This window comes from Streptomyces avermitilis MA-4680 = NBRC 14893 (genome assembly GCF_000009765.2).
Lineage (GTDB): Bacteria > Actinomycetota > Actinomycetes > Streptomycetales > Streptomycetaceae > Streptomyces > Streptomyces avermitilis.
In genome coordinates this window covers 2794325-2807084 of record NC_003155.5, presented here as the reverse complement: position 1 = coordinate 2807084, position 12760 = coordinate 2794325, and the positions used below count along the sequence as shown (strand labels likewise).

The following is a 12760-nucleotide window of genomic DNA, read 5'->3' as shown; positions in this document are numbered from 1 at the left end:
CCGTCACTGAGGGGGATTGCCGTGTTTGCGGGCCGGCCGGTCGGCGTGCTTGGTGCGCAGCATCGTCAGAGAGCTGATCAGCACCTCGCGGGTCTCCGCCGGGTCGATGACGTCGTCGACCAGGCCGCGCTCGGCCGCGTAGTACGGATGCATCAGCTCCGCCTTGTACGCCTTGACCAGCTCGGCACGCTTGGCCTCGGGATCGTCGGCCTCGGCGATCTGGCGGCGGAAGATCACGTTGGCCGCGCCCTCCGCGCCCATCACGGCGATCTCGTTCGTCGGCCACGCGTAGGTGAGATCGGCGCCGATGGACTGGCTGTCCATGACGATGTAGGCGCCCCCGTACGCCTTGCGCAGGATCAGCGAGATCCGCGGCACGGTCGCGTCGCAGTACGCGTACAGCAGCTTGGCGCCGTGCCGGATGATGCCGCCGTGCTCCTGGCCGACGCCCGGCAGGAAGCCGGGCACATCGAGCAGGGTGACGAGCGGGATGCTGAACGCGTCGCACAACTGCACGAAGCGCGCGGCCTTTTCGCTCGCCTCGATGTCCAGGACGCCGGCGAGGGACCGGGGCTGGTTGGCGACGATGCCGACGACCTGGCCGCCGAGCCGGGTCAGCGCGCAGATGATGTTGGTGGCCCAGCGTTCGTGGACCTCCAGGAACTCGCCGTCGTCGACGATCTCCTCGATCACCTGCCGCATGTCGTACGGGCGGTTGCCGTCCACCGGGACCAGGTCGACGAGCGCCTCGCAGCGGCGGTCGGGCGGGTCCTCGCTCGGCACCGACGGCGGGGTCTCGCGGTTGTTGCCCGGCAGCAGGGAGAGCAGGTAGCGCACCTCGTCGAGGCAGGTCTCCTCGTCGTCGTAGGCGAAGTGGCAGACGCCGCTCGTCTCGGCGTGCACATCGGCGCCGCCGAGGCCGTTCTGGGTGATCTCCTCGCCCGTCACCGCCTTGACCACGTCCGGTCCGGTGATGAACATCTGCGAGGTCTCGCGGACCATGAACACGAAGTCCGTCAGGGCGGGCGAGTACGCCGCGCCGCCCGCGCACGGGCCCAGCATCACGCTGATCTGCGGGATGACGCCCGACGCCTTGGTGTTGCGCTGGAAGATGCCGCCATAGCCCGCGAGAGCGCTGACACCCTCCTGGATGCGGGCGCCCGCGCCGTCGTTGAGCGACACGAGCGGGGCGCCCGCCGAGATGGCCATGTCCATGATCTTGTGGATCTTGGCGGCGTGGGCCTCGCCGAGAGCGCCGCCGAAGATGCGGAAGTCGTGCGCGTAGACGAAGACGGTACGGCCCTGGACGGTGCCCCACCCTGTGACGACTCCGTCGGTGTACGGCCGCTTGGCCTCCAGGCCGAAGCCGGTCGCCCGGTGCCGGCGCAGGGGTTCCACCTCGTGGAACGAGCCCTCGTCGAGGAGCAGGCCGATCCGTTCGCGGGCGGTGAGCTTGCCCTTGGCGTGCTGTGCGGCGGTGGCCTTCTCGCCGGGGCCTGCGTGCACCTGCTCCCGTATCTCGGCCAGCTCCGCGACTTGGAACCTCATGTCTCCCCTTACCGGTTGGCGGCCCCGATCGCCTGCTCGCCCGACGGCGGGGCGGTCCGGCCGTTGTGATGGGGTGTCAGCCGGCGAGCCGGCGCAGGCCGTTGATCTGGAGGACGGCGAAGCCCGCGACGACAGCGGCCTGGAGCGGGATCCACACCGTGCCGACGGTGTTCGGGTCGAACCAGCCGAAGACGGCGGTGGCGACGCTCGCGACCGCCCACAGCAGGTTGGCCTCGATCACTGCCTTGGTGGCGACCGCCGACGGCACCTGGCGGGACGCCAGGACGGCCACGAGGACGCCGTATACGGTGAGGAAGGCGCCGATGCCGCGCAGCAGACCGGTGTCGAGGTCGAGCAGGTCTCCGACGGGACCGGCGGCGAGCAGATAGATCAGGCCGTTCACCGCGGTCACGGCGGCGTCGAGCGCGAGGAACGTGCGCAGGGGGCGGGCCGCCGCCGCACGTCCGGCCGTCGTCGCGGGCCGGGCCGAGGTCTGACTCGTGGTCATGGGGGTCTCCGAGTGTAGGGGGCTGCTTCTGTGCGGTTCGTCTTCCGTGGGGATCGTCGCAAGCGGGACTGACCGGGCGCTGACGGCGGGCTTACACGGGCGGGACGGGCCGCCCCGACCCGGGCGCGCGATACCGGCCGGGCCGGACCGGGCCGGGGCTGGCGTAGGCCTGTGCGACCGGGGCGGGCCGGCGTCGGTCCGTGCGGCCTGGGCGGGGTCAGGCCGCACGGGCGGCGGGTGCGGCGGGCGCCGGTGGGCGCGGCGGGCTCAGGCCGGCTGGAGGATGATCGGTGCCGGGGTGTCGCCCGCGAGGGCCGGGTCGTGGGAGAGGATCGCGTTCTCCACCCGGCGCAGCGCGGGCGAGGGCTCGATGCCGAGTTCGTCCGAGAGGTGCTGCCACATCCGGCGGTAGACGTTGAGCGCGTCGGCCTGGCGGCCCGAGCGGTAGAGGGCGATCATCAGCTGCTCGCAGAAGCGTTCCCGCAGTGGGTGGTTGGTGTGGGCGTCGTGGAGCTCGGCGAGCATGGCCGCGTGGTGGCCCAGGCGCAGCTCGGCGTCGAAGCGGAGCTCCATGGCCCGCATGCGGTACTCCTCGTAGCGGGCGCAGGCCAGTTGGCACAGGGTGCCGCCGGGGAAGTCGCCGAAGACCGGGCCGCGCCACATGGCGAGGGCGCCGCCGAGCAGCCGGGCGGTCGCCGCCGGGTCGTCGGCCGTGGCGACCTCCGCCAGACGTACGGTCTTGGTGAACTCGGCCGCGTCCAGCTCGCTTTCGTTGATCGTGAGCCGGTAGCCGGAGGGGTGGATGGTCACCCGGGACGTCGTCCGGTCGGGCTCCAGGCTCCTCAGTTTGCGGCGCAGGCGGCTGATGTGGGCCTGTAGGGCGTTGGCCTGGTTGTCCGGCACGGCCTCGCCCCACATCTCCTCGACGAGGCTCTCGCCGGAGATGGACTGGCCCTCGTTCACGAGAAGGGTCTGGATCAGGGTCCGCTGGAGATCGCCGGAGATCTCCGCGGGTCCTAATGCGGTACGGATCTGGAGTGCGCCGAGAATCGAGAAGCTCAGCATGCCGTTTCCCCCTTGGCATTCGGTTCGGCAAAGACGGCTGAACACAGGTGGGGGGTGGTCGTCATGGTCGTCGGCACCACGGCCTGGGACCGCGCGGAGGCCGGCGCGTGGCGATCTCCGGGGCTGCTGGGTGGTGGGGCCGCCCTGGAGCTTCCTCCCGCATACATCCTCGCACAGAATAATTCCTTTGAGAAGGTATTTTTCTGTTGAATCAGTTGCGAGTGGGGCGGGAGGTGAGCTGACCTGGGCGGTTGTGCTGTGAGCGCGCGTAAGCGGAATGGGGTGGATGTGTCGAGATGGCGGGAATGACCGTTTGGGTGGCGCGCCGGCACGCCGACACGCCCACACCCCGGCGGGCCGCGCTCGGTGGCGGCCCGCCGGGGTGGTTGCTCCGCCGGGACGGGGGGGTGCCCGGCGGTTCCTACGGCATCGGCGGAATGCGCGGTGCTTGGGGCGGGACGCGCGGGGTGGCCGGATGCCGTGGCTCCGAGTCCGTATGCGGCGAACGGTTCGGAATTCCAGGAAAAGCGAATTCCGGTGCTCTGCGTTGACCGGACTCAATATGGCGGAGAGGGCAGGATTCGAACCTGCGTGGGCTGGTTGAAGCCCGACCTCGAGACGTGCTCTTCGGTCCCCGATCAGCCACTCCGGGCACCTCTCCATATGGCGACGGTTTGCACTGACGGCCGTCTCAGCGGAGAGGGCAGGATTCGAACCTGCGTGGGCTGGTTGAAGCCCGACCTTGAGGCGTGGCCTTCGGTCCCCGTTTAGCCGCTCCGGGCACCTCTCCTGGTGGTGATCGCGGCCGGTGGTGCTGGCCGTGGTCGCGGAGAGGGCAGGATTCGAACCTGCGTGGGCTGGTTGAAGCCCGACCTTGAGGCGTGGCCTTCGGTCCCCGTTTAGCCGCTCCGGGCACCTCTCCTGGTGGTGATCGCGGCCGGTGGTGCTGGCCGTGGTCGCGGAGAGGGCAGGATTCGAACCTGCGTGGGCTGGTTGAAGCCCGACCTTGAGGCGTGGCCTTCGGTCCCCGTTTAGCCGCTCCGGGCACCTCTCCTTGTTCCCGGCTTTCGGTTTCCCGTGCCGTTCACGAGAACAACATTGGCAGAGGGTTCTGATAAAACGCTGACACGTCTCTGACGTGGTCGTTGAATTCCTTTCCGGTCTTCCCCTCGGTGCGGCGTCGGTGCTCTACTCGCATCAAAAGAAACAGCTTCCGAAAGGGGTACGGGCATGCCCGCAACCACCACGGACAACCCGATTCTCGGGGCGATCCGAACACACACCCAGAGCGAGAATCCCAGCTCATTCCTGGCGCTCAACAGCGGCAACAGCACGTTCACCGTCCCGGGCGCGGACGGCGTCGTCGTCTACCGCCGCACCGGCCGCTACGCGGTCCAGTTCGGCGGCCCCTTCGCCGCCCCCGACGCCTACGACACCCTCCTCGACGCCTTCCGCCAGTACGTGAAGGACGAAGGGCTGCACCTCGTCGCCGTCCAGCTCCAGCGCCCCGACGCCGAGCGCTACGCCGGGCGCGGCTTCACCGTCAACCAGGTCGGTGCCTCCTGGGCCGTACAACTGCCCGAGTTCTCGCTGCGCGGCACCCGCTTCATGCAACTGCGCAACAAGATCTCCCGCGCACACCGCAACGGCCTGCAGATCAAGGAGGTCACCGCCGAGGACTGGCAGGACGCGATAGCGACGATCGACGAGGCCTGGCTCGGCTCCAAGGGCGGCGCACAGCAGCTGGAGTTCCTGGTGGGCCAGATCGGCGGCGAACCGCAGGCGCAGCGACGGCTGTTCGCCGGGACCATCGAGGGCGCCCCGGTCGCGTACATCTCGTACTCGCCCGTCTACGGCGAGCGGGCCGGCTGGATGCACGACCTGAGCCGGCGCATACCCGAGGGCTCCCCGGGCCTGATGGAGGCGATCAACGCGCACGCCATCGAGGTGTTCCGCGCCGAGGGCGTCGAGTGGCTGCACTTCGGGTTCACGCCCTTCACCGGCCTCGACGCGAGCCATGAACTCGACGGTCACAGCCCGGCGTTCCAGTGGCTGATGCACGCCCTGTGGGCCGAGGGCGCCGCTCTCTACCCGGCACAGACCCAGCTTTCGTACAAGCAGAAGTGGGCCCCGGACGCGCTCATCCCGGAGTACGTCGCCTTCGACGGACCGAGCGCCTCGCTCGCCGGCTTCGCGCACGTCTTCCGTGCCTGCAAGGCCTTCTGACCTGCCGGCAGATCACCACCGATCCCACCACCACGACCACCACCGATCCCACCACCGAGATCACCACAGCGATCACGACGAGGAGTCGAAACAGTGAGTGACAGCGAAGAGACCCCGGCCACCGGGACCCCGACCGACGGGACCACGACCACCGAATCCCTCCAGCACGCCCTGGTCGGGCAGCTCATGGCCATCATCGGAGCCCCCGACGACGAGGACGTGGCCCGTGCCGCGGACGACATCGTCCAGGCGCTCGACATCCGGCTGCGCGAGGCTCAGACCGCCGCGGCCTGAGCGGCGTCAGGCCCGGCCCTCAGGGCGGCAAGCCCCCCGCGGCCAGGGCCGATCAGCCCAGTATCAGTGCCACATCAGCGCGGCACGGAACGCTGGACACACGTTCGCCCGGTGGCCCGGTTCGGTGGAGCACCGCGCTGTGCTCCAGCGGCCCGGGCCCGCCGGGCGGGCGCCGCCCGCGTTCCGTCACCGCCCGCGGAAGCACTGTCGACTCGCGGCGCCCGCAGGTCCGCGGGGCAGCGGCGCCGCCGCCCGCTTCGGGCACTTCTCCAAGGAGAGCAACGCATGCAGCGTCCGCACGTCCAAGAAGCCGAGGCCACCGCCGCTCCCCAGCAGCGCACCGGCGCTTCGGCCACGTTCGCCGAACTGCTCAAACGGGTCAAGGCGGAAGGCCTTCTCGACCTCGATCCCCGCTACTACATAGGCCGGCTGGCGCTGAACACCACGCTGCTGCTGGTCGGGTTCGCCGCGTTCTTCGCGCTGGGCGACTCGTGGTGGCAGCTCGTGGTGGCCCTGTGGATGGGCCTGTGCGGCGGTCAGTCCGCCTTCATGTGGCACGACGCCGGCCACAAGGCCATGTTCCGCAGCAAGAAGGCCGCCTCCGCCGTCGGATACTTCCACGCCAACCTCGTCAACGGGGTCAGCTTCGGCTGGTGGGTCAACCACCACAACCGGCACCACAGCAACCCCAACCACCTGGACATGGACCCGGACATCGGCCGGCGCACCGCCATCTTCGACATCAAGCAGTACCCGACCCGGCGCGGCACACAGAAGTTCATCGTGCGCTACCAGAGCGTGCTGTTCTTCGCGCTGCTGGTCACGGAGTCCTTCAAGATGCTGAAGACGGCCGTCCTGTCCATCGCCCAGGGCAAGACCAAGCGCCCCGTCCTGGAGTCGTTCCTGCTCCTCGCGCGGGCGGCGGTCTATCTGACGCTCGTGTTCACCGTCCTCTCGCCCGTCCTCGCGGTCGCCTTCGTCCTGGTCCAACAGGCCGCCCTGGGCGTCTACTTCGGCATGATCTTCGCCCCGAACCACAAGGGCATGGAGGTCCGCGACGGCGACGAGGAGACCCTGGACTGGCTGGAGCGCCAGGTCCTCACCTCCCGCAACATCCGCCCCTCCCTGTTCATCGACTTCCTCTACGGCGGCCTCAACTACCAGGTCGAGCACCACCTGTTCCCGGCCATGCCCCAGAAGAACCTGGCGCGCGCCCGTGAACTCACCCGCGCCTACTGCGCCGAGCGCGGTGTGCCGTATCACGAGGTCGGGTTCTGGGCCTCGTACCGCGAGGTCGCCTCCTTCCTGCACGAGGTCAGCGCGCCCGTGCGGCGCGGCGACGTCGAGGAGCAGATCCGGCGGCAGGCGGGCCAGGCCGCCTGACCGGCGGCCGGCACGTCCCCTTCCTCCGCCTTTCTCGGCTACCTCGCCTGCCACGGCTTTCTCTGCTTTCTCCGCTTTCTCGGCCTTCTCTTTTTCCCGGCCACCGCACTACCGCACCACCGCACCACCGCACCACCGCACCACCGTCACCACAGCCCCGGCCCCCGGGCCGCACGTCCGGGTCCGGGTCCGCCGGAGCCCCGGGCGGTCCCCTCCCCAAGGAGCCACGCCCATGTCCCAGACCACCACGGCGGTGAGCGGAGTCTCCGCTCCCGTCTCGATCGGGGTCCGTCTGGACCGCATGCCGATCACGCCCATGCACCGCAGACTGACCGCGGTCATCGGCATAGGCCTGCTCTTCGACACCTTCGAGAACAGTCTGTCGGGCACCATCGCCAAGGTGCTCCAGGGCGACTTCGCCTTCGGTGCCACCTCGCTCAAACTGGTCCTGGCCTCCGTGTTCGTCGGCCAGTTCATCGGCTCGCTGGTGCTCGGCCGGGTCGCCGACCGATTCGGCCGGCGCCGGGCCTTCCTGATCAACCTCGCGATCTACTCGGGCTTCTCCCTGCTCGGCGCCTTCTCGCCCAACGCCGGCTGGCTGATCGCGACCCGCTTCCTGGCCGGCATCGGAATCGGCGCCGAACAGGCCCTGTCCGACTGCTATCTGGCCGACGTCCTGCCCGCCGCCAAGCGGGGCCGGTTCATCGCCTGGGCCTACACGCTCGCCTTCTGCGGGGTGCCCGCGGTCGGCTTCGCGGCCCTGTGGCTGGTTCCGCTGACCCCGCTGGGCGTGGACGGCTGGCGCTGGCTGTTCGTCATCGGCGCCCTCGGCTCGGCCGTCGTGTGGGTGCTGCGCCGGCAGCTGATCGAGTCCCCGCGCTGGCTGGCGGCGACCGGCCGCACCGCGGAGGCCGACCGGCTGGTGTCCCGGATGGAGGCGCAGGCGCCGGCCGGCCGGACGGCCGAGGACCTCCCGGCCCCGTACGAGGCACCCGGCGCCGCGCGGGTCCGGCTGCGGGACGTCTTCGCGCCCGGGCTGCGGCGCCGCACCGTGATGCTGTGGATCTTCTGCGCGCTCTCCGTGGTCGGCTACTACGGCTTCGGCACCCTGGCGCCGCAGATCCTCGCCGCCAAGGGGTTCGACATCGTGGCCGGCCTGGGCTTCACGGCCCTGTGCTTCCTCGGCTACCCCGTCGGCTCGGCGCTGTCGCTGCCCGTCATCGACCGCGTCGAACGCAAGACGCTGGTCGCGGCGTCCGCCGCCGCGATGGTCGCGGCCGGCATGGGTTTCGCCTTCACCGACTCGCCCGCCCTCATCGTCGCGTTCGGCTTCGGCTACACGCTGTGCAGCAACGTCTTCTCCAGCGTGTCGCACGTGTACCTCTCGGAGCAGTACCCGACGGCGATCCGCGCCACCGCGTCCGGCGCGGCCTACTCGCTGTCCAAACTCAGTGCCGCCGCACTGCCGTTCGTGCTGCTGCCCGTCCTCGACTCGTACGGGCCCGGCGCGCTGTTCGCGGTCATCGCCGCCGCGATGGCCGCACTGGCCGTCACCGTCCTCACGCTGGGCGAGCGCACCACCGGAGCGTCGGTGGACCGGGCGCCGGTTCCGGTGAACATTCCTACCCTGAAGAGGAGTTGACGATGACCTATGTCATCGCTCTGCCTTGTGTCGATGTGAAGGACCGGTCCTGCGTCGGCGAATGCCCGGTGGACTGCATCTACGAGGGCCGGCGTGCCCTCTACATCCAGCCCGACGAATGCGTCGACTGCGGGGCCTGTGAACCGGTGTGCCCGGTGGAGGCCATCTACTTCGAGGACGACGTCCCCGCCGAGTGGGGCGACCACCGCGGCTCCAACGCCGACTTCTTCGACGCCCTCGGCTCGCCCGGCGGCGGCACCCCCCTCGGTGCCCTCGACACCGATTCCCCGCTGGTCCGGTCCCTGCCGCAGAAAGTGGTGCAGTCATGAGCGGAGTTCTCGCCGGTAAGCGCATCCTGGTGACGGGCGTCGTCACGGAGGCGTCCATCGCCTTCCACGTCGCCCGGCTCGCGCAGGAGGAGGGCGCCGAGGTCGTACTGACCGGCTTCGGCCGGCTCTCCCTGATCGAGCGGATCGCCGCCCGGCTGCCCAAGCCGGTCCCGGTGATCGAGCTGGACGTCACCGACCAGGCGCACCTGGACACGCTCGCGGACCGGATCCGCGAGTCCGTCGACGGCGCCGACGAACACTACGGTCTCGACGGGGTGGTGCACTCCATCGCGTACGGGCCGCAGGGCGCCTTCTCCTTCCTCGACGGCGACTGGGCGGACGTCTCGACGGCCGTGCAGGTGTCGGCGTACTCCCTGAAGTCCCTGACCACCGCGTGCCTGCCCCTGCTGGAGCGGCGCGGCGGTTCGGTGGTCGGGCTCACCTTCGACGCGACGGTCGCCTGGCCGCACTACGACTGGATGGGCGTCGCCAAGGCCGCCCTCGAGTCGACCAGCCGCTATCTCGCCCGCGACCTGGGCGGCCGCGGCATCCGCTGCAACCTGGTCGCGGCCGGTCCGCTGCGCTCCATGGCCGCCAAGTCGATTCCCGGCTTCGGGGAACTCGCGGAGGTCTGGCAGCACCGGGCCCCGATCGGCTGGGACCTCGTCGACCCGGACCCCGCCGCACGCGGAGTGGTCGCACTGCTGTCCGACTTCTTCCCGCGCACCACCGGCGAGATCGTCCACGTGGACGGCGGAGTGCACATGATGGGGGCGTGAGGGCGGACACGCCCGAGGGCGGGAGTCCGGGGACCGGCCCCGGACTCCCGCCCTTTGTCGTGCGGTCGCCGCGCGAGTACTACGCGGTTGCCCCGCCCGGCAGGATCCGGCGGAAACCGGTGTACGGGACGAGGGCCTCGGGCAGCAGCACCGAGCCGTCCTCCCGCACCCCCTGTTCCAGCAGGGCGGCGACGGTGCGGCCGATGGGCAGCGCCGAGCCGTTGAGGGTGGCGGCCGGGGCCTTGCGGCCGTCGGCCCGCTTGTGACGGATGTCGGCGCGGCGGGCCTGGAAGGTGCCGCAGTCGGAGACCGAGGAGATCTCGCGGTAGGCGTCGCTGCCCGGCAGCCACACCTCGATGTCGTACGTCATCCGGGCCGAGAAGCCGAGGTCGCCCGCGGGCAACTGGACCACGCGGTAGGAGAGTTCGAGGCGGCGCAGGCACTCCTCGGCGTGCCCCACCATGAGCTCCAGCTGCGCCGGTGCGTCCTCGGGGGCGCAGACGCGGACCAGCTCCACCTTCTCGAACTGGTGCAGGCGCAGGATCCCCCGGGTGTCGCGCCCGTACGCCCCCGCCTCGGCGCGGAAGCAGGGGGTACGCGCGGTGAAGGCGTACGGCAGGGCGCGGGCGTCCAGGAGCTGCTGGGCCACCAGGTTGGTGAGCGGCACCTCGGCGGTGGGGATCAGGAACAGTTCCCGGTCGCCGACCTGGGTGCGGAACAGATCGTCCTCGAACTTGGGGAGCTGACCGGTGCCGGTCATGGTGTCGCGGTTGACGAGGAACGGGACGGAGTACTCCGTGTAGCCGTGCTCGCCGGTGTGCAGGTCGAGGAAGAAATCGGCCAGCGCCCGCTCCAGCCGGGCGCCGGCGCCGCGGCCGACGCTGAAGCGGGACCCGGAGAGCTTGGCGGCCGCCGGGCCGTCCAGGATGCCGAGTGACTCGCCGATGTCGGAGTGGTGCCGGGCGTCGGTGCCGGCGTCGTGCGGCGGCCGGCCCCAGCGGCGGACCTCCACCGCCTCCTGGTCGGTGTCGCCGTCCGGCACCGAGTCCAGGGGGACGTTGGGGATGCCGAGCAGCAGCTCGGTGAGGTCGTGTCCCGCGGTGCGGGCCGTGGCCTCCGCCTGCTGCACATCCGCGCGCAGCGCGCGGGCGGCCTCCTTCTCCTCCTCCGAGGGCGGCCCCGAGCGTCCGCGCGCCCGCGAGGTGCGGTTCAGCTCGGTGCGCAGCCGGGTCACCTCGGCCTGCGCCTCGGACCGGCGGCGCACCGCCTTCTCCAGCGCGGCCAGGTCGAGGTCGTAGCGGCGACGGGCCAGCCGCCGTACGGCGGCCGGCCCGTCTTCGAGCAGCTCACTGGGATCGTGCATGACGGACTCCTGAGGTGGGGACGGCGGTGGCCGGGGGCTCGTCGGACGTGGTGAGGTGGCGGGTGCCCAGCAGGCGGTAGCGGCCCGGGCGGGCGGCGCGCAGCCAGGCCGCGTACCCGAGGCCGAGGGCGGCCACCGCGACGAGCAGCCACGGGAGGCGGGCGATCAGCGGGTCGGGGGAGCCGGTGAGCATGTCGAAGTTGCCGACCACCAGCCACACGGAGACGGCGAGTCCCGCGAAGCCGAGCAGCGGTGCGACCAGCTCCCGCCACCAGTGCGCCCTGCCGCCCGGCCGCCGCAGCCGCAGGCCGAGGACGGACAGGGCGGCCAACGCCTGGAGGACGACGATGCCCAGGGTGCCAAGACCCAGCATGCTGGTGGTCAGATCGGCGTACGGGTCCAGGCCGGCGACCGCGAAACCGCCGACGACCAGGGCCGTCAGGACGCTCTGTGCGACGCTCGCCCGGTGCGGGGAGCGGTGCCTCGGGTGCTCGGCGCCCAGCGAGGCGGGCAGCAGACCGTCCTCCGCGAGCACCTGCGCATACCGGTTGGCGGCGCTGTGCAGGGCCAGCGTGGCGGCGAACAGGCTGGTGCACAGCAGGATCTGCAGGCCCGTGCTGCCGGCCTTGCCGAGGAAGTCGTCGCCGAGGACGAAGAACAGGTCGCCCATCTGCCGGGTGGCGACCTCGCGCACCTTGCCGGTGCCGACGGCGCCCACCGCGAGCCAGCTGGTGAGGGCGTAGAAGCCGGCGATCAGGACGACCGCGGCGTACGTGGCGCGCGGGACGCTGCGCTGCGGGTCCCTGGCCTCCTTGCCGTACAGGGCCGCCGACTCGAAGCCGATGAAGGAGACGAACGCGAACATCAGCGCCACGCCCAGGCCCGGGCCGGTCGCCGTGTGCGGGGAGAACGAGGCCGTGGGCAGCGCGGACAGGCCGTGCCGCACCAGGATCGCCACGTCCAGGGCGGCCAGCACGCCGATCTCGCCCAGCATCAGCAGGGCGAGCACACGGGCGCTGAGGGCGATCTCGCGGTAGCCGAGCACGGCGACCGCGAGCAGGCCGACGGCGGCGCACCACTGCCAGGAGACGGTGAACCCGTGCGCGGCCAGGACGAGTTGGGTGAAGTAGCCGAGCGCACCGGCCAGCCCGATGGTGGCGCAGTTGTACGCGAGCAGGGCGACGAAGCCCGCGGCGACGGCGGGCGGCCGGCCGAGGCCGTCGGCGACGGAGGCGTAGAAGCCGCCACTGCCGCCGGTGCGGCGGACGCTGACGGCGTACCCCACCGAGAAGCACAGCAGGGTGACCCCGGCGAAGAGGAAGGCGGCCGGGACGCCCGCGCCGTTGCCGAAGGCGAACGCGAGCGGCACGGTGCCGACCATCGCGGACAGCGGGGCGGCCGCCGCGACGATGAGGAAGAGGATGTGCCGGGTGTCGAGCCGTCCGGGCGGGGCGGTCACGGCGACCGTCCGGCGATCCGTCGGCGGTGAACCGATCTTGGACATGGGGACTCCAGCGGGAGGGGAGGGGGTGCGAGAAAGTGGGTGCCGCGGGTGCCGCGAACAGCCGGTCGGGGCGGACGGCCCGGAGCCGTCCGCCCCCACAAGTGGTGCCTCGGTAGCGC

The 12760-nt window shown here is 71.1% G+C and carries 11 protein-coding genes, 3 tRNA genes and 1 pseudogene; 6 read left to right on the top strand and 9 right to left on the bottom strand.

Annotated elements, in window-relative coordinates:
* Positions 1 to 3: 3 nt before the first annotated feature.
* The 7 genes and pseudogenes from SAVERM_RS12040 to SAVERM_RS42280 form a co-directional block, all read right to left on the bottom strand.
* Positions 4 to 1548: an acyl-CoA carboxylase subunit beta gene (locus SAVERM_RS12040; protein WP_010983742.1), complete on the bottom strand. Its 1545-nt coding sequence runs from the start codon at positions 1546 to 1548 to the stop codon at positions 4 to 6.
* 76 nt (positions 1549 to 1624) lie between these two features.
* Positions 1625 to 2056 carry a hypothetical protein gene (locus SAVERM_RS12035; protein ID WP_010983741.1) on the bottom strand — a complete coding sequence of 144 codons (432 nt, stop codon included), beginning with the start codon at positions 2054 to 2056 and terminating at the stop codon, positions 1625 to 1627.
* A 267-nt stretch (positions 2057 to 2323) separates the two neighbouring features.
* Complete coding sequence (locus SAVERM_RS12030) at positions 2324 to 3121, bottom strand: AfsR/SARP family transcriptional regulator (protein ID WP_010983740.1); 798 nt, start codon at positions 3119 to 3121, stop codon at positions 2324 to 2326.
* Positions 3122 to 3684: 563 nt separating this feature from the next.
* Positions 3685 to 3782: pseudogene (locus SAVERM_RS42295) on the bottom strand.
* A 34-nt stretch (positions 3783 to 3816) separates the two neighbouring features.
* Positions 3817 to 3911 (bottom strand) — tRNA-OTHER (locus SAVERM_RS42290).
* Positions 3912 to 3948: 37 nt separating this feature from the next.
* Positions 3949 to 4043: transfer RNA gene (locus tag SAVERM_RS42285), tRNA-OTHER, on the bottom strand.
* Positions 4044 to 4080: 37 nt separating this feature from the next.
* A tRNA-OTHER gene (locus SAVERM_RS42280) sits at positions 4081 to 4175 on the bottom strand.
* A gap of 176 nt (positions 4176 to 4351) precedes the next feature.
* On the opposite strand from SAVERM_RS42280, the gene SAVERM_RS12025 reads away from it, so the two are divergent.
* The 6 genes from SAVERM_RS12025 (at position 4352) to fabI (ending at position 9774) form a co-directional block, all read left to right on the top strand.
* A complete protein-coding gene (locus SAVERM_RS12025; protein WP_010983739.1) occupies positions 4352 to 5347 on the top strand; it encodes a DUF2156 domain-containing protein in 996 nt (331 codons plus the stop codon).
* A 93-nt stretch (positions 5348 to 5440) separates the two neighbouring features.
* Positions 5441 to 5641 (top strand): hypothetical protein, encoded by a 201-nt coding sequence (locus SAVERM_RS12020; protein WP_010983738.1) that lies wholly within the window; start codon positions 5441 to 5443, stop codon positions 5639 to 5641.
* Positions 5642 to 5926: 285 nt separating this feature from the next.
* Positions 5927 to 7024 (top strand): fatty acid desaturase family protein, encoded by a 1098-nt coding sequence (locus tag SAVERM_RS12015; RefSeq protein WP_010983737.1) that lies wholly within the window; start codon positions 5927 to 5929, stop codon positions 7022 to 7024.
* Positions 7025 to 7256: 232 nt separating this feature from the next.
* A complete protein-coding gene (locus tag SAVERM_RS12010; protein WP_010983736.1) occupies positions 7257 to 8666 on the top strand; it encodes an MFS transporter in 1410 nt (469 codons plus the stop codon).
* A gap of 2 nt (positions 8667 to 8668) precedes the next feature.
* Positions 8669 to 8995: a ferredoxin gene (gene fdxA / locus SAVERM_RS12005; RefSeq protein ID WP_010983735.1), complete on the top strand. Its 327-nt coding sequence runs from the start codon at positions 8669 to 8671 to the stop codon at positions 8993 to 8995.
* On the top strand, positions 8992 to 9774 hold the full coding sequence (fabI, locus tag SAVERM_RS12000) for an enoyl-ACP reductase FabI (protein WP_010983734.1): 783 nt from the start codon (positions 8992 to 8994) through the stop codon (positions 9772 to 9774). The genes fdxA and fabI overlap by 4 nt, the downstream gene beginning before the upstream one ends.
* Positions 9775 to 9853: 79 nt before the next feature.
* Here fabI and serS read toward each other — a convergent pair whose 3' ends face one another.
* Together serS and SAVERM_RS11990 are read right to left on the bottom strand one after the other, a co-directional pair.
* Complete coding sequence (gene serS / locus SAVERM_RS11995; RefSeq protein WP_010983733.1) at positions 9854 to 11137, bottom strand: serine--tRNA ligase; 1284 nt, start codon at positions 11135 to 11137, stop codon at positions 9854 to 9856.
* Positions 11121 to 12641 carry an APC family permease gene (locus tag SAVERM_RS11990; protein ID WP_010983732.1) on the bottom strand — a complete coding sequence of 507 codons (1521 nt, stop codon included), beginning with the start codon at positions 12639 to 12641 and terminating at the stop codon, positions 11121 to 11123. Before SAVERM_RS11990 ends, serS begins: the two co-directional genes overlap by 17 nt.
* Positions 12642 to 12760 lie beyond the last annotated feature (119 nt).

Bases quoted from the DNA above. Each gene is read 5' to 3' on its own strand.
- SAVERM_RS12025 (WP_010983739.1), top strand. From the start codon at position 4,352: ATGCCCGCAACCACCACGGACAACCCGATTCTCGGGGCGATCCGAACA.
- SAVERM_RS12040 (WP_010983742.1), bottom strand. From the start codon at position 1,548: ATGAGGTTCCAAGTCGCGGAGCTGGCCGAGATACGGGAGCAGGTGCAC.
- serS (WP_010983733.1), bottom strand. From the start codon at position 11,137: ATGCACGATCCCAGTGAGCTGCTCGAAGACGGGCCGGCCGCCGTACGG.
- SAVERM_RS11990 (WP_010983732.1), bottom strand. From the start codon at position 12,641: ATGTCCAAGATCGGTTCACCGCCGACGGATCGCCGGACGGTCGCCGTG.
- fdxA (WP_010983735.1), top strand. From the start codon at position 8,669: ATGACCTATGTCATCGCTCTGCCTTGTGTCGATGTGAAGGACCGGTCC.
- fabI (WP_010983734.1), top strand. From the start codon at position 8,992: ATGAGCGGAGTTCTCGCCGGTAAGCGCATCCTGGTGACGGGCGTCGTC.
- SAVERM_RS12035 (WP_010983741.1), bottom strand. From the start codon at position 2,056: ATGACCACGAGTCAGACCTCGGCCCGGCCCGCGACGACGGCCGGACGT.
- SAVERM_RS12015 (WP_010983737.1), top strand. From the start codon at position 5,927: ATGCAGCGTCCGCACGTCCAAGAAGCCGAGGCCACCGCCGCTCCCCAG.
- SAVERM_RS12030 (WP_010983740.1), bottom strand. From the start codon at position 3,121: ATGCTGAGCTTCTCGATTCTCGGCGCACTCCAGATCCGTACCGCATTA.
- SAVERM_RS12010 (WP_010983736.1), top strand. From the start codon at position 7,257: ATGTCCCAGACCACCACGGCGGTGAGCGGAGTCTCCGCTCCCGTCTCG.